The sequence below is a fragment of the Allobosea robiniae genome (assembly GCF_900102525.1).
Lineage (GTDB): Bacteria > Pseudomonadota > Alphaproteobacteria > Rhizobiales > Beijerinckiaceae > Allobosea > Allobosea robiniae.
The window spans coordinates 379,887-400,533 of the sequence record NZ_FNBZ01000003.1 but is presented as its reverse complement, the minus strand read 5'-3'; the positions used below and the strand labels follow the sequence as shown (position 1 = coordinate 400,533).

General features: G+C 68.2%; 18 protein-coding genes. 10 read left to right on the top strand and 8 right to left on the bottom strand.

Annotation, left to right across the window (positions count from 1 at the left end; translation table 11 throughout):
- Positions 1 to 14: 14 nt before the first annotated feature.
- The 3 genes from BLQ70_RS10810 to BLQ70_RS10800 all read right to left on the bottom strand — a co-directional run bounded on the left by BLQ70_RS10810 (position 15) and on the right by BLQ70_RS10800 (position 3,363).
- Positions 15 to 599: a tyrosine phosphatase family protein gene (locus BLQ70_RS10810; RefSeq protein ID WP_091856958.1), complete on the bottom strand. Its 585-nt coding sequence runs from the start codon at positions 597 to 599 to the stop codon at positions 15 to 17.
- A gap of 123 nt (positions 600 to 722) precedes the next feature.
- Positions 723 to 1,919, bottom strand: coding sequence for a M20 aminoacylase family protein (locus tag BLQ70_RS10805; RefSeq protein ID WP_091856957.1), 1,197 nt, complete (start codon positions 1,917 to 1,919; stop codon positions 723 to 725).
- Between the two features lie 235 nt (positions 1,920 to 2,154).
- Positions 2,155 to 3,363, bottom strand: a complete 1,209-nt coding sequence (locus tag BLQ70_RS10800; protein ID WP_091856956.1) for a M20 aminoacylase family protein — start codon at positions 3,361 to 3,363, stop codon at positions 2,155 to 2,157.
- 305 nt (positions 3,364 to 3,668) lie between these two features.
- On the opposite strand from BLQ70_RS10800, the gene BLQ70_RS10795 reads away from it, so the two are divergent.
- Together BLQ70_RS10795 and BLQ70_RS10790 are read left to right on the top strand one after the other, a co-directional pair.
- On the top strand, positions 3,669 to 4,961 hold the full coding sequence (locus tag BLQ70_RS10795) for an adenylosuccinate synthase (protein ID WP_091856955.1): 1,293 nt from the start codon (positions 3,669 to 3,671) through the stop codon (positions 4,959 to 4,961).
- Between the two features lie 31 nt (positions 4,962 to 4,992).
- A complete protein-coding gene (locus tag BLQ70_RS10790) occupies positions 4,993 to 6,237 on the top strand; it encodes a hypothetical protein (protein ID WP_091856954.1) in 1,245 nt (414 codons plus the stop codon).
- Between the two features lie 120 nt (positions 6,238 to 6,357).
- On the opposite strand, the gene BLQ70_RS10785 is transcribed toward BLQ70_RS10790, so the two are convergent.
- Positions 6,358 to 7,305: a polyprenyl synthetase family protein gene (locus BLQ70_RS10785; RefSeq protein WP_091856953.1), complete on the bottom strand. Its 948-nt coding sequence runs from the start codon at positions 7,303 to 7,305 to the stop codon at positions 6,358 to 6,360.
- A 127-nt stretch (positions 7,306 to 7,432) separates the two neighbouring features.
- On the opposite strand from BLQ70_RS10785, the gene mtgA reads away from it, so the two are divergent.
- Both mtgA and rpmF read left to right on the top strand, forming a co-directional pair.
- Positions 7,433 to 8,101: a monofunctional biosynthetic peptidoglycan transglycosylase gene (mtgA, locus tag BLQ70_RS10780; protein WP_091856952.1), complete on the top strand. Its 669-nt coding sequence runs from the start codon at positions 7,433 to 7,435 to the stop codon at positions 8,099 to 8,101.
- A gap of 151 nt (positions 8,102 to 8,252) precedes the next feature.
- Positions 8,253 to 8,438, top strand: a complete 186-nt coding sequence (gene rpmF, locus BLQ70_RS10775) for a 50S ribosomal protein L32 (RefSeq protein ID WP_047582212.1) — start codon at positions 8,253 to 8,255, stop codon at positions 8,436 to 8,438.
- A gap of 85 nt (positions 8,439 to 8,523) precedes the next feature.
- Here the strand turns inward: rpmF and BLQ70_RS10770 are convergent, their stop codons facing one another.
- Positions 8,524 to 8,736, bottom strand: coding sequence for a hypothetical protein (locus BLQ70_RS10770; protein ID WP_091856951.1), 213 nt, complete (start codon positions 8,734 to 8,736; stop codon positions 8,524 to 8,526).
- Between the two features lie 172 nt (positions 8,737 to 8,908).
- Here BLQ70_RS10770 and BLQ70_RS10765 point away from each other — a divergent pair, with 172 nt between their 5' ends.
- Positions 8,909 to 10,600 (top strand): EAL domain-containing protein, encoded by a 1,692-nt coding sequence (locus BLQ70_RS10765; RefSeq protein ID WP_139163518.1) that lies wholly within the window; start codon positions 8,909 to 8,911, stop codon positions 10,598 to 10,600.
- Between the two features lie 206 nt (positions 10,601 to 10,806).
- On the top strand, positions 10,807 to 13,659 hold the full coding sequence (locus BLQ70_RS10760) for an autotransporter family protein (RefSeq protein WP_244511979.1): 2,853 nt from the start codon (positions 10,807 to 10,809) through the stop codon (positions 13,657 to 13,659).
- 52 nt (positions 13,660 to 13,711) lie between these two features.
- Here BLQ70_RS10760 and phaR read toward each other — a convergent pair whose 3' ends face one another.
- The gene (gene phaR / locus BLQ70_RS10755) at positions 13,712 to 14,314 is read right to left on the bottom strand and encodes a polyhydroxyalkanoate synthesis repressor PhaR (RefSeq protein ID WP_061970046.1); all 603 of its coding nucleotides are present in this window, start codon (positions 14,312 to 14,314) and stop codon (positions 13,712 to 13,714) included.
- Between the two features lie 307 nt (positions 14,315 to 14,621).
- Here phaR and BLQ70_RS10750 point away from each other — a divergent pair, with 307 nt between their 5' ends.
- Genes BLQ70_RS10750 through phbB form a run of 3 tightly spaced genes read left to right on the top strand, consistent with a single transcriptional unit; the run spans position 14,622 to position 16,803 of the window.
- Complete coding sequence (locus BLQ70_RS10750) at positions 14,622 to 15,800, top strand: acetyl-CoA C-acetyltransferase (protein ID WP_061970048.1); 1,179 nt, start codon at positions 14,622 to 14,624, stop codon at positions 15,798 to 15,800.
- A gap of 19 nt (positions 15,801 to 15,819) precedes the next feature.
- Positions 15,820 to 16,035, top strand: a complete 216-nt coding sequence (locus tag BLQ70_RS10745) for a DUF1737 domain-containing protein (RefSeq protein WP_091856949.1) — start codon at positions 15,820 to 15,822, stop codon at positions 16,033 to 16,035.
- Between the two features lie 42 nt (positions 16,036 to 16,077).
- Entirely contained in the window at positions 16,078 to 16,803 is a 726-nt protein-coding gene (gene phbB, locus BLQ70_RS10740) for an acetoacetyl-CoA reductase (RefSeq protein ID WP_061970051.1), read from the top strand.
- Positions 16,804 to 16,872: 69 nt separating this feature from the next.
- Here the strand turns inward: phbB and BLQ70_RS10735 are convergent, their stop codons facing one another.
- Both BLQ70_RS10735 and BLQ70_RS10730 read right to left on the bottom strand, forming a co-directional pair.
- Positions 16,873 to 18,111 carry an MFS transporter gene (locus BLQ70_RS10735; RefSeq protein ID WP_091856948.1) on the bottom strand — a complete coding sequence of 413 codons (1,239 nt, stop codon included), beginning with the start codon at positions 18,109 to 18,111 and terminating at the stop codon, positions 16,873 to 16,875.
- Between the two features lie 135 nt (positions 18,112 to 18,246).
- Positions 18,247 to 19,449 (bottom strand): MFS transporter, encoded by a 1,203-nt coding sequence (locus BLQ70_RS10730; RefSeq protein ID WP_061970055.1) that lies wholly within the window; start codon positions 19,447 to 19,449, stop codon positions 18,247 to 18,249.
- A gap of 181 nt (positions 19,450 to 19,630) precedes the next feature.
- Between BLQ70_RS10730 and yddG the strand changes: the two genes are divergently transcribed.
- On the top strand, positions 19,631 to 20,572 hold the full coding sequence (gene yddG, locus BLQ70_RS10725; RefSeq protein WP_342028482.1) for an aromatic amino acid exporter YddG: 942 nt from the start codon (positions 19,631 to 19,633) through the stop codon (positions 20,570 to 20,572).
- The last annotated feature ends 75 nt before the right edge of the window (positions 20,573 to 20,647 follow it).

The following is a 20,647-nucleotide window of genomic DNA, read 5'->3' as shown; positions in this document are numbered from 1 at the left end:
CCGGCAGCCTTCGCTCAGAGGATGAGACCCATCTCGATCTCGCGCTTGCGGCCGAGATCGTTCATCCAGGTCCGGTATTTCGGCTGCATCTCGAGCTGGTGGGCGTAGTGCCGCCGCAGCGCCTGCGTCAGCCGGCCGCCGCGGCCGAGCTGCTCGTCGGCGAAGCCGATCATCACCGAGTTCGGCCAGGCCTGCGGCCGGATCTCGCGCAGGCGGGCGAACAACGCATCCTCGTCCTCGGCCGCATCGGCCTGCGCCATCAGCGTCATCATCGCCGCGGTCGAGCGCGAGATGCCCATATGGCAATGCACCAGCAGATGGCCCTTGACGCGGCCGGACGCGGTCCCGCGCAGGCCCTCGCCGAAATTCAGGATCTCGCCGACATGTTCCGGCGTCGGCATGATCTGGCCGGGGAGCGGATCGATGATGTCGTGGAAGCGCAGCGTGACGCGATGATGCTCGCCATAGGTCCCGAAGGCATCGATCTCGGCCCGGTCGGGATCGATCACCGAGAGCACATGCGTCACCTCGCGGGCGCTGTTGCCGGGCAGTTCCTCGATGCCGCAGATCGTCAGGGTCGAGATGGACAGGGTCTTCATGGCGCGCCTCCGCTGCGGAGCCCGCCGCGTAGCGCTCTTGCGCCGGCTATACAACCACCGGGGATGACGGGCTGCCCTGCATGATTGCAGCCGGCCCCTGGGGGCCGGCCACGATGATCGTGATCAGGCGGCCTTGGCCTGCCCGAGTTCCTGATCGACGACGCCGACCCAGTAGCGCACGCCGTCCGGGATGATTTCGTCGTTGAAGTCGTAGAGCGGCGTATGCAGGCCGGCAGGGCTGCCATCCGGATCGACGCCGTTGCCGATGAACATGAAGGCGCCGGGTCGCTCCAGCATCATCTCGGCGAAGTCCTCGCCGCCCGTGCTCGGCGGAAGCTTGTCCTCGACACGCTCGGCGCCAGCCGCCGCGCTCGCCGCAGCGACGCCGACCGCGACCTGCTCGGCCGCGTTGATCAGCGGGCTGGTGCCACGACGGTAGAAGGCTTCCGCCTTGCAGCCCCAGGCTTGGGCGGTGGCCGCCGCGAGCTCGGCGATGCGGCGCTCGACGATGTCGCGCACCTCAAGCGAGTAGGTGCGGGCCGTGCCGCCGATGACAAGCTCGGACGGAATCACGTTCGAGGCGTTGACGTCGCCGCCATGGATGTAGCCGACGCTGATCACCGCCGTGTCGAGCGGGGGGACGTTACGGCCGACAATGCCTTGCAGGCCGAGCACGAAATGCGCCTGCGCATAGGTGATGTCGGTGGAAAGATGCGGTTGCGAGCCGCCATGGCCGCCGACGCCGCGGAAGGTGACCTTCCAGCTATCAGCCGCCGCCAAGAACGGGCCGACCGCGGTGCCGAAGTTGCCGGGCGCCATGCCGGGCACGTTGTGCAGCCCATAGATCGCGTCGCAGGGGAAGCGCTCGAACAGCTTGTCGGCGAGCATCGCGTTGGCGCCACCACGACCTTCCTCGGCCGGCTGGAAGATAAGGTTGACGGTGCCGGCGAAGTCGCGGTTCTCGGCGAGGTAGCGCGCCGCCGCGAGCAACATCGTGGTGTGCCCGTCATGGCCGCAGGCATGCATCCGGCCCGGGTTCTTCGAGGAATAGGGCAGGTTCGTCGTCTCATCGAGCGCCAGGCAATCCATGTCGGCGCGCAGGCCGACCGCACGGCCCGGCTTGTTGCCGCGGATCACGCCGACGACGCCGGTCTTGCCGACATTCTCGGTGACCTCGACGCCCCATTCACGCAGCTTGTCGGCGACGAGCTTGGCCGTGCGGACTTCTTCGAGGCCGAGTTCGGGATGGGCATGGATGTCGCGGCGGATCGCGGTGAACGCAGCGTGATGCTGGCCGAGCCAGGCGTCGAGCTTGGTCATGATCGGTGCTTTCCCTCTCCTGCGGCATCGGGAACGTGAGCTCAGAGGATGTCCCGACCCGCTGCATAGCGCAGAATTTTTCGAAATACGTCGAACGCTCGGCCAGCCGCCCCGGCCGAAACAGTGCGGGCCATCCGAATAGAGCGAAGCCTGGATCGGCCCCCGTGTCGAACGGCCGGGGATCGTCCACGCCTCCGGTCGCTCGGAGCGACCGGAGGCGTGGAAAGACCGGGCGCTACTCCGCCGCGACGGCGCGCAGGCCCTGCCCGAGCTCCTGATCGACGACGCCGACCCAGTAGCGCACGCCATCCGGGATGATCGCGTCGTTGAAGTCGTAGAGCGGCGTATGCAGGCCGACGAAGGAGCCGTCCGGGTTGACGCCGTTGCCGATGCGCATGAACGCGCCCGGGCGAACCAGCATCATCTCGGCGAAATCCTCGCCGCCCGTGCCCGGACGCAGCTGGCCGTTGACCTTCTCGGCGCCGACAGCCGCCGACGCCGCGGCAACGCCGACACGCACCTGCTCGGCCTCGTTCACCAGCGGGCTGGTGCCGCGATGGTAATAGGCTTCGGCCTTGCAACCCCAGGCCTGCGCCGTCGCCGCTGCGAGCTCGCCGATGCGACGCTCGACGAGATCGCGCACTTCCATGGAATAGGTCCGCGCCGTGCCGCCGATGACGAGCTCGGAGGGGATGACGTTCGAGGCGTTGACATCGCCGCCATGGATATAGCCGACGCTGATCACCGCCGTGTCGAGCGGGGCGACGTTGCGGCCGATGATGCCCTGCAGGCCGAGCACGAAATGCGCCTGGGCGTAGGTGATATCGGTCGAGCGATGCGGCTGCGAGCCGCCATGGCCGCCGACGCCGTGGAAGGTGACCTTCCAGCTATCCGCCGCCGCCAGGAACGGGCCGACGGTGGTGCCGAAGGTGCCGGGCGCCATGCCAGGCGTGTTGTGCAGGCCGTAGATCGCGTCGCAGGGGAAGCGCTCGAACAGCTTGTCGGCGAGCATCGCGTTGGCGCCGCCGCGGCCTTCCTCGGCCGGCTGGAAGATCAGGTTGACGGTGCCCTCGAAATCCCGGTTCTCGGCGAGGTAGCGCCCGGCCGCGAGCAGCATGGTGGTGTGCCCGTCATGGCCGCAGGCATGCATCCGGCCCGGGTTCTTCGATGAATAGGGCAGGTTCGTCGTCTCATCGAGCGCCAGGCAATCCATGTCGGCGCGCAGGCCGACCGCACGGCCCGGCTTGTTGCCGCGGATCACGCCGACGACGCCGGTCTTGCCGACATTCTCGGTGACCTCGACGCCCCATTCACGCAGCTTGTCGGCGACGAGCTTGGCCGTGCGGACCTCTTCGAGGCCGAGTTCGGGATGAGCATGGATGTCGCGGCGGATCGCGGTGAAGGCGGCATGGTGCTGGCCGAGCCAGGCATCGAGCTTCGTCATGGTCGGTGAAATCCCCTCTCCAGTGGCCCGCGGCGGCATGGCCCCTCCATCGCCGCCCGCTGGCCCATAGCCCTTACGCCCGATTGTGGCAGCATCACTGCGCAGATGCTGCAGACCCGCCATGCTCAGGCAGTTTATCCCCTCGGATCACGGCCCGGCCTGCCGAAAAACTTGACCTGCGGACCGTGTTGGCCCATGAGGGCTTGCAAGGACCTGCCCCGAAACCCCGGCCTTGCGCCGGGGTTTTGCATTTGCGCGGGCCGCTTGCGTGAAGGCAACGCGGTAACAGCAGGGACACCTCGCTCATGGCGAATGTTGTGGTGGTCGGCGCCCAGTGGGGCGACGAGGGCAAGGGCAAGATCGTCGACTGGCTTTCCAGCCAGGCCGATGTCGTCGTCAGGTTCCAGGGCGGCCATAATGCCGGCCACACGCTGGTCATCGATGGCGTCGTCTACAAGCTCTCGCTGCTGCCCTCCGGCATCGTCCGCCCCGGCAAACTCTCGGTCATCGGCAACGGCGTCGTCGTCGATCCCTGGCATCTCGTCGAGGAGATCGCCAAGCTGCGCGTGCAAGGCGTCGCGATCACCCCCGACAACCTGCGCATCGCCGACAATGCGACACTGATCCTGCCGCTGCACCGCGAGCTCGACCATTTCCGCGAGACCTCGAATGCCGGCATGAAGATCGGCACGACCAAGCGCGGCATCGGCCCGGCCTATGAGGACAAGGTCGGCCGCCGCGCCATCCGCGTCATCGACCTCAAGGACGAGGCGCTGCTCGAAGCCAAGATCGAGCGCCTGCTCGCCCATCACAACGCGCTGCGCCGCGGCCTCGGCATCGGCGAGGTCGATGCGACGGAACTGCTCGGCCAGCTCAAGGCGATCGCCCCGGACGTGCTGCCCTATGCCACCTCGGTCTGGGCGCTGCTCGATGCCGAGCGCCGCGCCGGCAAGCGCATCCTGTTCGAGGGTGCACAGGGCGCTCTCCTCGATGTCGACCACGGCACCTATCCCTTCGTCACCTCCTCGAACATCGTCGCCGGCCAGGCCGCGACCGGCTCCGGCATGGGCCCCTCCGCGGTCGGCTATGTGCTGGGCATCGCCAAGGCCTACACCACCCGCGTCGGCGAAGGCCCCTTCCCGACCGAGCTTTTCGACGAGATCGGCGAATTGATCGGCACCAAGGGCAAGGAATTCGGCGTCGTCACCGGCCGTAAGCGCCGCTGCGGCTGGTTCGACGCCTGCCTCGTGCGCCAGACGGTCAAGACCTCCGGCATCGACGGCATCGCGCTGACCAAGCTCGACATCCTCGACGGCTTCAAGGAGATCAAGGTCTGCGTCGGCTACAAGCTCGACGGCCAGGTTCTCGAGCATCTGCCGGCCGGCCAGAACGACCAGGCCCGCGTCGAACCGATCTACGAGACCATCGAGGGCTGGGAAGGCTCCACCGCCAATGCCCGCTCCTGGGCCGACCTGCCGGCACAGGCGATCAAGTACGTTCGCCGCATCGAGGAGCTGATCGGCGCCACCGTCGCGGTGCTCTCCACCAGCCCCGAGCGCGACGATACGATCCTCGTCCATAATCCCTTCGAGGGTTGACGCGGCGCACCAACAGCGACAAGTGAGGCCAATGGCCGACTTCTATCCGATCCTGGCACGTGCGGTTGCCGGGCTGTCCGAAACCTCCCCGGAGGCCCGGCGCGCCATCTACGATCGGGCGCGGGCCGCCCTGGTCTCGCAGCTGCGTGGCCTCGACCCGCCCTTGAGCGAAGCCGAGATCATGCGCGAGCGCCTGTCGCTCGACGAGGCCGTCGCCCGGATCGAGGCGGATTACGACGAGGCTCCCGCGCCGCCGCCGGCAGCGGGCGGCCCGGTGATCCGCACTGTCGAGAATCCGACGCTGCCGATCCGCCCGCCGACGCCGAAGAAGGCGCCGGAATTCGCGCCGCTGCCGCCCGCAGCAGGACAGGACGATGGCGAGCCCCTGCCCGAGCCGGCCGAGCCGCAGGCCGCCCGGCCGCGGGTGCTGCCGCCGCGCGAGCGACGGGTGAAGCCCGGCCATATCCGCTCCGCCGTCGTCGGCGGCGTCGTGGCGGTTGCGGTCGCCGCCATCGCCGCCACGGCCATCTATGTCCACAAGCTCCGGCCTCAGGACACGCCGCGCCCGAACAGCGAAACGGCATCGCAGCCGGCGCAAGCCCCCCAGTCCGACAATGGCGGCAAGATCGCCGAGCGCGTCGGCGAGCCCGGCGCCCCGCCGCAGAACCGCCCGGCCGGCAGCCAGCCGAACAACGCGCCCGGCATCCCCGTGCCGCAGCCCGGCGGCGAGGTCGCGGTCGCACAGCGCGCCGTCCTCTTCGTCGAGGTGCCCGAGACCCCGCAGCAGCCGCAGACCACGAGCGGCCGCGTGTTCTGGCGCCTCGACAGCGAGAGCGCCGGCCAGGGCCGGCCGATCGAGACCATCGTGCGCGCGACCGTCGAGATTCCCGATGTCGGGCTGAGCCTCGACTTCACCATCCGCCGCAACACCGATTCGGCTTTTCCGGCCTCGCATATCATCGGCCTGCGCTTCACCAGCACCGGCGACCCGGCGACCCAGACCGTCAAGGAAGTCGGCGTTCCCCAGTTCAAGAGCGAGGAAGGCGAGCGCGGCGCGCCGCTCTCGGCGATCAACTCGGCGCTGGGTGACAATCTCTTCGTGGCGGCGCTGTCGAACGTGCCGGTCGAGGTCGAGCGCAATACCGACCTGATCCTGAGCCGCAGCTGGATCGACGTGCCCGTGCGCTTTGCCTCGGGCCGCCGCGGCATCATCACCTTCGAGAAGGGCGTTTCCGGCAGCCAGACGCTCGCCGACGCCTTCGGCCGCTGGCGGTAAGGCTGATATCCGGCCGTCATTCTCGGGCGAAGCGAAGCGCAGACCCGGGAATCTCATGACCAGAAGACGCTGGTCTCCGAGATGCTCGGGTCAAGCCCGAGCATGACGGCGCTCGATTTTCTAGCTCTTCCGCTCGGCCGCAAACCGCGCCGCAGCCCGGAGCACACCCGCATCCGGGCCGAAGCCCGCGAGTGCTTCCACGGCCTCCGCGCTCAACCGGTCGCGCTCGCGCTTGGCCCCGGTGAGGCCGAGCGCGCCGACCAGCGTGCCCTTGCCCTTGTCCGCATCCTTGGCCGTCGCCTTGCCCATCTGCGCGGCGTCCGATTCGACGTCGAGGATGTCGTCGGCGATCTGGAAGGTCGCGCCCAGCGCCCGGCCATAGCGCCCGAGCGCCACCAGCGCCGCCGTATCGGCGCCGCCGAGCCGCGCGCCGATCTCGACGCTCGCCGCCAGCAGCGCCCCGGTCTTCATCGCCTGGAGCCGGCGGATCTCCGCCTCCGGAAGCGCGCCTCGCACGGCCTCGAAGCGTCCTTCGGCAGCCAGATCGAACATCTGGCCACCGACCATGCCCCCGCAGCCGGAAGCCCGCGCGAGGCTCGTCACCAGCGCCGCCCGCACCGCGCCGGATTCATGCGTCGCCTCATCGGCCAGCACCTCGAAGGCGAGCGTCAGCAGCGCGTCGCCGGCAAGGATCGCCGTCGCCTCGTCGAAGGCCTTGTGCACGGTCGGCCGGCCGCGGCGCAGGTCGTCGTCATCCATCGCCGGCAGGTCGTCATGGACCAGCGAATAGCAATGCAGCAATTCGACCGCGGCGCCCGCCCGCCTGGCCTGCTCCACCGGAACGCCCAGGAACCTTGCCGTCTCGGCTGTCAGGAAAGGCCGAAGCCGCTTGCCGCCGCCAAGCACGCCATGCCGCATCGCGGCGAGGAGGCGCGGCGGGCGCGCGATCTCGCCCACAGCCGGAGCATCGGACAGGAGCGCCTCCAGCACCGCCTCGATGGCGGCTGCATTCTGCGCCAGCCGGGCATCGAGATCGCCGGGATGGACCGAAGGGGGGACGGAACTCATGCGCGGATCTCGCGTTCGCTGCCGGAAGGGGGGCCTTGCCGGACGTTCGCCACATCGTCAAGCTGCGCCGCCTCGGCTCGGGCCGTCATGCCCGGGGCGATCGCGTGGCGTGGGAGGGTGAAGCAAGGTGCTGGGTAGGATTCTCGGCCTGTGCTTCCGGCTCGCCCTCTGGCTGCTCCTCGCCCTTGCGGCGTTGATCCTGCTCTACCGGTTCGTGCCGGTGCCCTCGACCCTGATGCTCGGCCGCTGGCTGGTGCTGAAGCCGGTCGAGCGCGACTGGGTGCCGCTCGACCAGATCTCGCCGCATCTCGTGCGCGCCGTCATCGCCTCGGAGGACCAGCGCTTCTGCAGCCATGGCGGCGTCGACTGGGTCGAGCTCAACAAGGTGCTGGAGAACGAGGACGGGCCGAGCCGCGGCGCCTCGACCCTGACCATGCAGACCGCCAAGAACGTCTTCCTCTGGCCGGGCCGCTCCTATATCCGCAAGGGCATGGAGATCCCGCTCGCGATCGCCATCGATCTCGCCTGGTCGAAGCCGCGTGTCATCGAGGTCTATCTCAACATCGCCGAATGGGGCGACGGCCTGTTTGGGGCCGAGGCCGCGGCGCAGCGCTATTTCCGCAAATCCGCCGCGCGCCTGACGCCGGCCGAAGCCGCCCGACTCGCCGGCGCCCTGCCCAATCCGCTCCTGCGCAATCCCGCCAAGCCGAATCGGGCGCTGCAATCGGCCGCCGGCCGCAGCCTGCGCCAGCTCCGCCAGCTCGGATCGCTGGGCGATTGCGCCCTCCCCGGTTGATCCGGGCCGGGCCGGCGAATAAATCCGGATTCGGCACTAGCCATCATGGCCCCGACGGTGTAAGGCCAACGCCTCACGAGATTGATCCGTCGCTGTGGCGGATGCGTGGCCTTGGGCCAGCGTCCGGGCGGTGGCATGATGGAGAAGTACAATGGCCGTTCCGAAGAGAAAGACGTCGCCGTCGAAGCGTGGCATGCGCCGCTCGGCCGACGCCCTGAAGCAGCCCACCTATATCGAGGACAAGAACTCGGGTGAACTGCGCCGTCCGCACCATGTCGACCTGAAGAGCGGCATGTATCGCGGCCGTCAGGTGCTGAAGGTCAAGACCGACGCCTGAGGCGTCCGGTTTTCCGGCACCGGCAGCGATGCCGGCTTGCTGCTGAACGTTTCAGAACCGGCCGCGAGGCCGGTTTTTCTTTGCCTTAGCTTCGGGCCGCCTGCAGGCGGGCGCTTCCGATGGGTGCGCCAAGCCGCGCCGCCGCCCGGTAGCAGACCGCCGCCGATTGCGGGCTCGCCCGCCCGCGCCGGGCGAAGGGGCCGATCTCGGCCCGCGCCGCAGCCGCCTGCAGGAGCACCAGCGCGGATGCGTTGGCATCGGTGGCATTCCGATCGGTCCGGCTTCCGGCCTCAGTCATGTATCACTCCGGCACAGACGAGTTGTGACGGAAGCCTCGTTGCAAGGGGGCGGCCAATCTTAACGCTGCGTTAAGCAAAAATACCGCATCGTTTCGAAGCACTTCCCATCACATGGACAGCGCGCCGAAGCACCGGAACGGAGCCGCGCAGCCGTCCGATCGAGGCCGAACGATGCCCTCCCCGCCGATCTTCAGCTTCCAGAACGGCGGCCCGGTTGATCCCCGCAGCATCCTCTCCTCGATCGGCGAAGTGGTCTATGGCTGGGATATCCAGAGCGACACCCTGAGCTGGGGGCCGAATGCAGCCGAAGTCCTCGGCGCGCTTCCCGAACAGGCGATGGCGCGCGGCCTTGCCTTCGCCGGCCTCGTCGAACCCGGCAGCGGGCCCAGCCGCTACGACGCGATCTTCTGCTCCAGCGAGCACGACGGCGGCGACGGCGTCATCTATCGCACCCGCTACGCGATCGATCTCGCCGGCCGCAAGATGTGGGCCGAGGATACCGGCCGCTGGTTCGCCGGCAGCGACGGCTATCCGGCGAGCGCGCGCGGCGTGCTCCGACTCGAACGCGCCGCCCGGACCGACGAACTCGAGCAGTTCGGCAGCGAGCTCTGCGATCGGCCCGCCCTGGTCGAGCGCGTCGGCATGGCCCTGCAGGAGCACCTGCCGGCGGAGCGGCCGGTCGTCGTCCTCGTCGCCGCCATCGACGAGCTCGCCCGCCTCAACGACGATTTCGGCCATGAGGCCACCGACGAGATCATCGTCACCGTGCATGAGCGCCTGCGCTCGGTGACGCGCCGGCGCGACCATCTCGTCCGCTATGCCGGCAACAGCTTCGCGATTCTGCTGGTCGGCTGCCCGCCCGAGCAGGTCGAGCCCGCCGCCCGCCGCTTCATCAAGGTCGTCGCGCAATCGGCGATCGAAACCAGCCGCGGCATCGCCCTGGTGCGGCTGCGCGTCGGCGCCGCCAGCGCGCCCGAGCTCGGCAGCCATGGCGGCGCGCTGCTGGCCGCAGCGGAAGGGGCGCTGGCCAGCGCCCGCGCCGGGGCCGTCGACACCGCCGTGATGGCCAGGCCGCAGCAGCGACGCAGCCCCGGCACCGAGCAGACCGGCTTCGACGTGCAGGCCATCGCCGCCCTGAACGAACGCCGCGTGCGCCTGGCGCTGCAGCCGATCGTCAGGACGGCCTCGCGCGAAATCGCCTTCCACGAAGCGCTGCTGCGCGTCGGCCAGGGCGATACCGGCCTCTACTTCGCCTCGGCCGAGCTCATCCCGATGCTGGAGCGGCGCGGGCTCGTGCGACTGTTCGACCAGCGCGTGCTGGAACTCGCGATCGAGATGCTCGGCGCCGATCCGAAGCTCACCCTCTCGGTGAACGTCTCGCCGCGTTCCCTCAACGACCCCGAATGGTTCGACGCCTTCATCGCCTGCACCGGCGCCGCCCGGGACAAGGCTTCGCGCCTGATCGTCGAGGTCACGGAAACCTCGACGATCGACAATCCTGCCCGCATCGCCAAACTGCTGCGACGGATCAAGGAGCAGGGCGCGCGCATCGCCATCGACGATTTCGGCGCCGGCCACACCTCGCTGCGGCATCTGCGCGCCTTCCCGATCGACATCCTCAAGATCGACGGCGCCTTCACCCAGAACCTGCGCCGCTCGACCGACGACCGCTTCTACGTCCGCACGCTGGTCGAGCTCGCCGGCCATCTCGGCGTCGAGACGGTGGCCGAATGGGTCGACGACGAGATGCAGGCTAGCATGCTGCGCGACTGGGGCGTCACCTATCTGCAGGGCCATCTCGTCGGCCGTGCCGAAGTGGCCGAGCCGTTGCAGGTTGCACCTCGCCGGCTGGCGGCCGGCTGAGGCAGGCGCTCGCGAGCCTTCCCTCGTTTCCGAGCGGCCGCCTCGACGCGAGCCCAATTCGTTACTGTCACTTAACCTGCGGACAGCAATCTATCGGCTCGTGCCGTGGCTGATTCGTCGTTGAACAGGTGAAATAGGCGCTGGACCCATCGCGCAAGGCGACGTTGAGACACCATCGGCCGGGGGGCTGAAAATTGACGAGACGAGTGACGAAGAGCGCGATTGCCGCTCGCAATTGTCGCCAAGCTCTGCTGCTCTCGACCGCGCTCGCCGCACTGGCCTGCGCCAACAGCTTTCCGGCGCACGCGCAATCGGTCACGGGCAGCGGCGATCTGAATCCGGGCCCCGCCCAGTCACCGAACTGGACGGTCGGCAGCGACCTCACGGTCGGCGATGCCGGCCTCGGCCAGCTCGACATCACGGCCGGCGGAACCGTGACGAATGATTTGGGTACCATCGGCTATGGCGCGGGCAGCAACGGCACGGTCACGGCCTCGGGTACCGACGGCAGTGGCAACGCGTCCACCTGGGCCAACGCGGGTGATCTCGTCATCGGGCAGTCCGGGACCGGCTCCCTGAGCATTCTGGGTGGCGGCACGGTCAGCAACCTGACCGCCTACATCGCCGCTGACCTCGGCAGCCAGGGCACCGTCACGGTTTCGGGGATCGGCAGCGGCGGCAGCGCCTCGACATGGACCAACGCCGGTGATCTCCATGTCGGCTACAATGGCGCGGGAACGCTGAACGTCCTGGCTGGCGGCCGGGTTTCAAGCATCAACGGCAACATCAGCGGCGGCGGCAACGCACTGGTCAGCGGATCGGGCTCCTCCTGGCAGAACAGCAGCCGGCTGACCGTCGGCCTGTACGGCGCCGGAACCCTGCGTGCCGAGGGCGGCGCGACGGTTTCGAGCGCGGACGGCCTCGTCGGCAGCAGCGGTCAGGGCAATGTCGTGCTCACCGGCGCGGGCACGGCCTGGAACAATGCCGGCCAATTGACTGTCGGCAGCTTCGACGTGGGCACCTTGCGCATCGAGGATGGCGCAATCGCCACCAGCAATCAGGGCTATATCGGCGCCAACAACACCGGCACCGTCACCGTCACGGGCACGGGCTCGAAATGGTCGATGTCGCCATACAACCTCACCATCGGCAATGTCGGAACCGGTTCGCTGACGGTCGAGAATGGCGGGCTCGTCCGCGCCGAAGGCGGTGTCCTGCTCGGCAGCGCCTCGGGGGCCAGCGGGACGCTGCTGCTACAGGGCTCCACGAGCAATCGCGGCGTTCTGGAAACCGGCGGGATCTTCGGAGGCGATGGCGCGGTCAGCGTCACCTTCGACGGTGGCCTGCTGCGCGCCACATCCGACAATTCCGGCTTCTTCGCAGGTTTCGACACGCGCACCATTGCCATCGGCGCGAACGGCCTCGTCATCGACACGGATGGCCATGATATCGGCATGTCTCCCAGCTTCACCGGCGCGGGCGCGCTGATCAAGGATGGCGCCGGCAAGCTGGAGCTGACCGGCGACAGCGGCTCGACCTTCACCGGGGCCGGCAGCGTGCTGGCCGGCACGCTCGCCGTGAACGGCATTCTCGGCGGGACGATGGAGGTCATCGGCGGCCGCCTGCAGGGCATCGGCACGGTCGGCGCCACGATCAACCAGCCGGGCGGCACCATCGCGCCGGGCAATTCGATCGGCACGTTGACGATCAACGGCGACTATCTCGGCAATGGCGGCAGGCTCGAGATCGAAACCGTGCTCGGCGGCGATGCCTCGCCGTCCGACCGCCTCGTCATCACCGGCAGCACGGCGGGATCGACCCTCGTGACGGTGCTGAACCAGGGCGGCGCCGGGGCGCCGACCGTCGAGGGCATCAAGGTCGTCGATGTCGCCGGAGCCTCGAACGGCGTCTTCACGCTCCAGGGCAACACCGTCTTCCAGGGGCAGCAGGCCGTGGTCGCCGGCGCCTATGCCTACAGCTTGCAGAAGAACGGCATCAGCACCCCGAACGATGGCGACTGGTACCTGCGTTCGGCCTATATGGCGCCGCCCACTCCCACCTCGCCATCGACAGGTCCAACCGTCATCGGCCCGATCTACCAGCCGGGAACGCCTCTCTATGAAGCCTATGGCCAGGTCCTGCAGAGCCTGAATGAGCTCCAGACCCTGCGTCAGCGCGTCGGCGAGCGCCTCGACGGCCGGACAGGCGACACGTCGAACGCGGCGGGCCGTGCGATCTGGGCCCGCATCGATGCAGCCCATAGCCGCGTCACGCCGGGCTTCTCGACGACCGGCACGAGCTACATGATCGATAGCTGGCGCCTGCAGGCTGGCGCCGACGGGCAGGTTTTCGCTGATGACGCCGGCACGCTGGTCGGCGGCGTCTCGCTGCATCATGACGAGGCGCTGGCCGATATCGCCTCGGTCTTCGGCCGCGGCAGGATCAAGGCCGCGGGCAGCGGCTTCGGCGGGGCGCTGACATGGTATGGCGCGACGGGCTTCTATGCCGACGCGCAGACGAAGCTCAACTGGTTCGACAGCGACCTGTCCTCCACGACGGCCGGGCGCCAGCTCGCCAAGGGCAAGGCCGGCTTCGGCTACGCGCTGGGGCTCGAACTGGGGCAGCGCATCACGCTGTCGGACGGCTGGTCGCTGACGCCGCAGGCCCAGCTGACTTACGCGCATATCGACGCCGACAGCTTCATCGATCCGTTCGGCGCCCGCGTAGTCCTGGGCGACGGCGACAGCCTGCGCGGGCGGCTCGGCCTGTCCGCCGACTATCGGCGAAGCTGGCGCGACGATGCGGGGCGGCAGGTCAATGCCTCGCTCTACGGCATCGCGAACCTGCGCTACGAATTCCTTGACGGGACGACGGCAAATCTCGCCGGCACGCCACTAACCAGCCGCGAAGAGCGGCTCTGGGGTGGGCTCGGCCTCGGCGCGAAATACGAAACCGGCCGCTATGCGCTCTATGGCGAGGTCGAGGCCCAGACCAGCCTGGCCCATTTCGCCGACAGCCACAGCATCACCGGGCGGGCCGGGATCAGGATCGGCTGGTAGAAACCGCATCCCGCTTCTGCGGGACGCGGGTTCAAGATCGTCAAAAAGCGCCTCAGCGCGAGCGCGACAGCTTGTCCAGGCGCTCGCGCATCTCGTTGAGCTCGCGCTTGAGATCGCCGAGATCGCCGCTGCCGGCTTCCGCCGCGGGCTTCGCGCCGGCGGCTGCTTCCTGCTTGGCCTGCGCCACCGCGGTAAACGGGTTGAACAGCCGGAAGGCTTCCTGGAAGATCTGCATGTTCGCCCGCGTCTGCGCCTGGATGGCGTCGAGCGCGTTGCCGCTGAAGGCCGTTCCGCCGAAGGCCTTGGTCATCTGCTCGCGGAACTTGCTCTGCTCCTGCGTGAAGTTCTCCATCGAGAATTCCAGGTAGCGCGGCACCAGCGCCTGCATGCTGTCGCCGTACAGGCGGATGAGCTGACGCAGGAACGCGATCGGCAGCAGGTTCTGCCCGTCCTTGGCTTCCTCGTCGAAGATGATCTGCGCCAGCACCGAGCGGGTGATGTCCTCGCCTGACTTGGCGTCATAGACGACGAAATCCTCGCCCGAGCGCACGAGCCCGGCGAGATCCTCCAGGGTCACATAGGAGCTGGTGCCCGTATGATAGAGACGCCGGTTGGCGTATTTCTTGATGACGGTCGGTTCTTTGTCGCTGGCCATCGGTCCTGCTTGACGTTGATCCGCGGCCGCCAGTGGTTCCGGCGTGCTCGGCGAAACGGTCTCCCATGACGCGACGATAGCCTGTCGGTGCTGCACCGCAAGCTCTTTGAGCGGGCGCTGCAAAAAACCACCGAAGGCCCTGCAACCACAGCGATAGCCCCTCCCTTGCGTCACCTCGGTGAAGATGCCTCGGTCGATTTAGCCTCTCGCCTGTCTTGACGGCGTCGCGGCAGGCTTCGAAGGTGGCGGGGAACGGTTGGGCCGGCGGGAGCGGTGCAGCCGCAACAACAAAGCGAGGATACCTCTCATGGCAGATTCGGATATCGTGATCGTCGGTGCGGCCCGCACTGCGGTCGGCGCCTTCAGCGGCGCTTTTGCCAACACTCCCGCCCATGATCTCGGCGCCGTCGCGATCAAGGAAGCCCTGCGCCGCGCCAAGGTCGAAGCGGCCGAGGTCGACGAGGTCGTGCTCGGCCAGGTGCTCGCCGCCGGCCAGGGCCAGAACCCGGCTCGCCAGGCCGCGATGGCCGCGGGCATCCCGCAGGAGAAGACCGCCTGGGGCCTCAACCAGCTCTGCGGCTCGGGCCTGCGCACCGTCGCCATCGGCCTGCAGCAGATCGCCAACGGCGATGCCGACATCATCGTCGCCGGCGGCATGGAGTCGATGTCGCTCGCCCCGCACGCCGCCTATATGCGCGCCGGCACCAAGATGGGCGACGTCAAGTTCACCGACACGATGATCAAGGACGGCCTCTGGGACGCCTTCCACGGCTATCACATGGGGACCACCGCCGAGAACGTCGCGACCAAGTACCAGATCAGCCGCGAGGAGCAGGACCGCTTCGCCGTCGCCTCGCAGAACAAGGCCGAGGCCGCCCAGAAGGCCGGCAGGTTCAAGGACGAGATCGCGCCGGTCACCATCTCGACCCGCAAGGGCGACATCGTCGTCGACAGCGACGAGTATCCGCGCCACGGCGCCACGGTCGAGGCCATGGCCAAGCTCCGGCCCGCCTTCTCGAAGGACGGCACGGTGACCGCCGGCAACGCGTCCGGCCTCAATGACGGCGCCGCCGCGCTGGTCATCATGACGGCCAAGGAAGCGGCCCGCCGCGGCCTGACCCCGCTCGCCCGCATCGCCTCCTGGGCGACGGCCGGCGTCGACCCGCAGATCATGGGCACCGGCCCGATCCCCTCGACCCGCAAGGCGCTTGAGAAGGCCGGCTGGAAGGTCGGCGATCTCGATCTCGTCGAGGCCAACGAGGCCTTTGCGGCGCAGGCGCTGGCGGTCAACAAGGACCTCGGCTGGAACCCGGACATCGTCAACGTCAACGGCGGTGCGATCGCGATCGGCCATCCGATCGGTGCGTCGGGCGCCCGCGTGCTGGTGACGCTGCTGCACGAGATGGCCAAGCGCGACGCCAAGAAGGGCCTCGCCACGCTCTGCATCGGCGGCGGCATGGGCGTCGCCATGGCCGTGGAGCGCTGAGACAAGCGCCTCACAGCCCATGGCGAAGCGCACGACGCTCTACCGCTATCTCACCGGCCCCGATGACGCCTCCTTCTGTCATCGGGTCTCCGAAGCGCTGAGCCTCGGCTGGTCGCTCTACGGCCAGCCCACCCTGACCTTCGACGCGGTCCAGGGCCGGGTCATCTGTGGCCAGGCCATCATCAAGGACGTGGACGCGGCCTACGCGCCCACCCTGGAACTATCTGAACAATAACGGCGAAACGCCGCAGGGATCATCTGAAAGGGAGACTGGCCTATGGCGAAGGTGGCATTGGTTACGGGTGGCTCGCGCGGCATCGGCGCGGCGATCTCGAAGGGTCTGAAGGCGGCCGGCTACAGCGTCGCGGCGAGCTATGCCGGCAATGACGAGGCCGCGGCCAAATTCACCGCCGAGACCGGCATCAAGACCTATAAATGGGACGTCTCGGACTATGATTCCTGCGTCGCCGGCATCGCCAAGGTCGAGGCCGATCTCGGGCCGGTCGATATCCTGGTCAACAACGCCGGCATCACCCGCGACGGCATGTTCCACAAGATGACCAAGGAGCAGTGGGACGCGGTGATCAACACCAATCTGAACTCGCTGTTCAACATGACCCGCCCGGTCTGGGAAGGCATGCGCGCCCGCAAGTTCGGCCGCGTCATCTGCATCTCCTCGATCAACGGCCAGAAGGGCCAGATGGGGCAGGTCAACTACTCCGCCGCCAAGGCCGGCGATATCGGCTTCGTCAAGGCTCTGGCCCAGGAAGGCGCGCGCGCCGGCATCACGGTGAATGCGATCTGCCCCGGCTATATCGCGACCGAGATGGTCAAGGCGATCGACCCGGCCGTGATCGAGAAGTCGATCCTGCCGCATATCCCGGTCGGCCGCCTTGGCGAGCCCGAGGAGATCGCACGGGCCGTGGTGTTCCTGGCGGGTGACGATGCCGGCTTCATCACCGGCTCGACCCTCTCCGCCAATGGCGGCCAATACATGGCCTGAGCGAGCCAGTCATACCCTATCGAGCATTTGGGACCGCCGCCCGGCAACGGGCGGCGGTCTGCTTTTCGGTCAGGCCATGGCGGGACGGGGCGTGCCGTCGAGCTCCGTCGCCTCGGGCGTCTGCGTGATCCCCGGATTGAGCGGGTCGATGACTTCGAAGGGCCGCTCGACCTTGTCCGGAGCCTCGCGCATCCGCATCCGCAGACCGGCGAAACCCGCGAGCACGAGCGCGATCGCCGCCATGAAATAGAGCAGCCCGTCGATGTCGAAGCGCGCCATGATGCCCGCACCGACCAGAGGCCCGAGCGCCGAGCCGAAGCCGCTGACCAGGATCAATCGTCCGCTGACCGCAACCACCCGGTCGGCCGGCATGCGGTCGAGCGCATGGGCGACGCAGACCGGATAGAGCGTCGACATGAAGCCGCCGAGCAGCGCCGCCACCGGCAGCACCGCGAGGAGCGAGCGCGGCATCGCCACCAGCAGGATCACGGCCACCGCATAGCCGACCGCCAACCCTGCCAGCACGAGGCGGCGGTCGTTCCGGTCCGACAGGCGCCCGACCGGCACCTGGAAGGCGAGCCCGCCCAGCACCGCGACCAGCATGAACAGTGCGATCGTCTGCTGCGGCGCGCCGTTGCTGAGCATCCAGGCCGGCACCAGCGCGTAGAAGGCGCTGGTCACGATGCCGCTGACCACGCAGCCGACGACCGAGATCGGGGCCTGCAGGGAGAGCTCGCCGTAGCGCAGCTTCGCCTCAGGCTTGAGGCCAGGCGCTTCCGCCCGCGTCGTGCTGACCATGACCAGAGCCAGCGCGAAGAGCGCGATGACGACCTGGAACGCCCCCGCCGCCTGGATCGTGAGCCCGGCCACCGCAAGCTGGCCGATCGCCAGCGCCACGAAGGTTCCGACCATATAGGTCGAGAAGATGCGACCGCGTTGGTCCGGCATCGCCTTGGCGTTGAGCCAGCTCTCCGTCGTCACGAAGAGCCCGACGCAGCCGATGCCGATCACCATCCGGCAGGTGGCCCAGACCAGTGCCGACGTCCAGAGCGGCATCAACGCGGTCGCGACCACGACCAGCCCGGCGAAGGCCGTATAGGCGCGAATATGGCCGACGCGCTGGATCACCCCGCCGCTCGACACCGCGCCGATGGTGAAGCCGACGAAATAGGCGCTGAGCACGATGCCGGTCGCAGCCGGGCCGAAATCCTCGAGCGTCAGGCGCAACGACAGGAACGTATTGAAGAAGCCGTTCGCGAGCTGCACCAGACTCGTCGCGGCGATCAGCGTTCCGATCTGAACCAGCATCAGCCAACCTCTGCAGCGGCCGGTCAGCACCCGGCCGGGGAGTGGCCAGCGCTAGCGCGTGAATGTGGGTTCAATGCGTCAGGGCCGCCGGCTGTCGTCGGCGGCCCTGATATAAGCGACGAAAAGCCGTCCCGCTCAGCTCTGCCGGCCGCCCTTCGGCAGCAGGAAGGTCAGCAAGCCGAAGGCCGGCAGCCAGGCGCAGATCTTGAACACCTCGATGATGCCGATCTTGTCGGCGAGCAGGCCGATGCCGGCCGCCGCGACACCGCCGAGGCCGAAGGACAGGCCGTAGAACAGCCCGCCGACGAGGCCGACCCGGTGCGGCACGAGGTCGATCGCGTAGATCAGGATCGCGGAGAAGGCGCTCGACATGATGAAGGAGACGACGATGCTGAGCACGCCGGTCCAGAACAGGTCGGCATGGGGCAGCATCAGCGCGAAGGGCAGCGAACCCAGGATCGACAGCCAGATCACCCGGTCGCGGCCGATCCGGTCGCCGATCATGCCGCCGACGATCACGCCGATGGCGCCGACGACGAGATAGAGGAACAGCATGATCTGCGAGAGCTGGATCTCGATGCCGAAGCGCTCGATCAGGTAGAAGGTGTAATAGGAGGTGAAGGCCGCCGTGTAGCCGTTCTTCGAGATCAGCAGCATGACCAGCACCGCCATCGCCAGCAGCACGCGCCCATGCGGCAGGCCGTGGCTGGCGCTTTCCTCGACATGCGCCGAGGACGATTTCTGCTCGCGCCGCATCGCGGAATAGCGCGCGCCGAGCCAGCCCATCACCAGCATCGCCACCAGCACCACGCCGGAGAACCAGGACAGGCTCTCCTGCCCGCGCGGCATTACCACCGCCGCCGCCAGCAGCGGGCCGACGGAATAACCGATATGGCCGCCGACCTGGAACACGCCCTGCGCCAGGCCCTGACGGCCGGCCGCGGCATGGCGCGCCATCCGCGTCGCCTCCGGATGGAACACGGCCGAGCCAAGGCCGATCAGGCCCGCCGCGAGCAGAACCATGGCGTAGCTATGGGCGAAGGAGAGCATCAGGAGGCCCGCCAGCGTCGAGCACATGCCGGCGACCATCGCATAGGGCCAGGGCTTGCGGTCGGTGACGAAGCCGAGGATCGGCTGCAGCAGCGAAGACGTGACCTGGAAGGCGAGCGTGATCAGCCCGATCTGCACGAAATCGAGCTGATAGTTCTCCTTGAACAGCGGATAGAGCGCCGGGATCATCGACTGGACGAGATCGTTCAGCAGATGCGCGACGCTGAGCGCCGCCAGAACCGGCATCAGCGGACGGCGAGCGACGGATTGCAGCGGGATCGTGGTCATAAAACAGGCAATGAGCCGCCTTTTGCGTGCGGTCAACGGGGCAGAAAGCATGACGCCCATGGCCGCGAGGCTGAGTTGCGGTGCAACATGCACCCGTCATGCTCGGGCTTGACCCGAGCATCTCATGCCGGAGGAGACTGCGGCGCCTCATGAACCGGAGATTCTCGGGTCAAGCCCGAGAATGACGCCAAACGGAAACGAAGGCCCCATCGGCAAGCCCAGTGAAACCTGCTATCGCCGCGCGATCTTCACATCCGGCCCCGTCATGACCGCCCGCACCGCGACCCTCATCGGCTTCTGCGCCATCCTGCTCTGGTCGACGCTGGCGCTGTTCACGGCGATGTCGGGGCGTGTCCCGCCGTTCCAGCTCGTCGCCATGACTTTCATCATCGGCGGCCTGCTGATCCTCGCGATCACGGCTTTGCGCGGGCAGCTCTCGCGCATCCGCCCGACGCCGGCCTCCTTCGCGCTCGGGCTCTACGGCCCGTTCGGCGACACCGCGCTCTATTATGCCGCAGTGAAAACCGCCCCGCCGGCCGAGGCGAACCTGATCCACTACCTCTGGCCGCTGCTGATCGTACTCTTCGCGGCGCTGCTGCCGGGCGGCGTGCTCAAGCCGCGCCACCTCGTCGGCGCGCTGATCGGGCTGGTGGCCACCGGCCTGCTGGTCTCGGGCGGCCTCGGAGCCGGCGGCGGACTGGCACTCGGCCACATACTCGCGGCGCTCGGCGCCTTCGTCTGGGCGAGCTATTCGGTCGCCTCGCGCCGCTTTGCTAATGTCCCCTCGGAGAGCTTGTGCATCACCGTGCTCGGCTGCGCCGTGCCGGCGCTGGCTTGCCATCTCGCCTTCGAGAGCACGCTCTGGTCGCTGACGGCCGTGGAATGGGGCGGCGTGCTCGGCCTCGGCCTTGGCTCGATCGGGCTCGCCTTCGTCGTCTGGGATATCGGCATGAAGCAGGGCGACGTCGCCTTGCTCGGCGTCGCCTCCTATGCCGCGCCGGTGCTCTCGACGCTGATCCTCGTGCTGTTCGGCTATGCCCCGGCGAGCTGGCTGCTCGCGGCATCCTGCGCGCTGATCGTCGTGGGGGCACTGGTGGCGAGCGGCGGTGGGCGGAAGGGCTAAGGTCTCAAGCGAGAACAGGTCTCGTCATGGTCGGGCTTGTCCCGACCATCCACGTCTTCGTCGATCCAGTGCTGT

Bases quoted from the DNA above. Each gene is read 5' to 3' on its own strand.
- yddG (WP_342028482.1), top strand. From the start codon at position 19,631: ATGACGCCAAACGGAAACGAAGGCCCCATCGGCAAGCCCAGTGAAACC.
- BLQ70_RS10750 (WP_061970048.1), top strand. From the start codon at position 14,622: ATGGCAGATTCGGATATCGTGATCGTCGGTGCGGCCCGCACTGCGGTC.
- BLQ70_RS10790 (WP_091856954.1), top strand. From the start codon at position 4,993: ATGGCCGACTTCTATCCGATCCTGGCACGTGCGGTTGCCGGGCTGTCC.
- BLQ70_RS10800 (WP_091856956.1), bottom strand. From the start codon at position 3,363: ATGACGAAGCTCGATGCCTGGCTCGGCCAGCACCATGCCGCCTTCACC.
- BLQ70_RS10770 (WP_091856951.1), bottom strand. From the start codon at position 8,736: ATGACTGAGGCCGGAAGCCGGACCGATCGGAATGCCACCGATGCCAAC.
- phaR (WP_061970046.1), bottom strand. From the start codon at position 14,314: ATGGCCAGCGACAAAGAACCGACCGTCATCAAGAAATACGCCAACCGG.
- BLQ70_RS10785 (WP_091856953.1), bottom strand. From the start codon at position 7,305: ATGAGTTCCGTCCCCCCTTCGGTCCATCCCGGCGATCTCGATGCCCGG.
- BLQ70_RS10765 (WP_139163518.1), top strand. From the start codon at position 8,909: ATGCCCTCCCCGCCGATCTTCAGCTTCCAGAACGGCGGCCCGGTTGAT.
- phbB (WP_061970051.1), top strand. From the start codon at position 16,078: ATGGCGAAGGTGGCATTGGTTACGGGTGGCTCGCGCGGCATCGGCGCG.
- BLQ70_RS10810 (WP_091856958.1), bottom strand. From the start codon at position 599: ATGAAGACCCTGTCCATCTCGACCCTGACGATCTGCGGCATCGAGGAA.
- BLQ70_RS10795 (WP_091856955.1), top strand. From the start codon at position 3,669: ATGGCGAATGTTGTGGTGGTCGGCGCCCAGTGGGGCGACGAGGGCAAG.
- BLQ70_RS10745 (WP_091856949.1), top strand. From the start codon at position 15,820: ATGGCGAAGCGCACGACGCTCTACCGCTATCTCACCGGCCCCGATGAC.
- BLQ70_RS10735 (WP_091856948.1), bottom strand. From the start codon at position 18,111: ATGCTGGTTCAGATCGGAACGCTGATCGCCGCGACGAGTCTGGTGCAG.
- rpmF (WP_047582212.1), top strand. From the start codon at position 8,253: ATGGCCGTTCCGAAGAGAAAGACGTCGCCGTCGAAGCGTGGCATGCGC.
- BLQ70_RS10730 (WP_061970055.1), bottom strand. From the start codon at position 19,449: ATGACCACGATCCCGCTGCAATCCGTCGCTCGCCGTCCGCTGATGCCG.
- BLQ70_RS10805 (WP_091856957.1), bottom strand. From the start codon at position 1,919: ATGACCAAGCTCGACGCCTGGCTCGGCCAGCATCACGCTGCGTTCACC.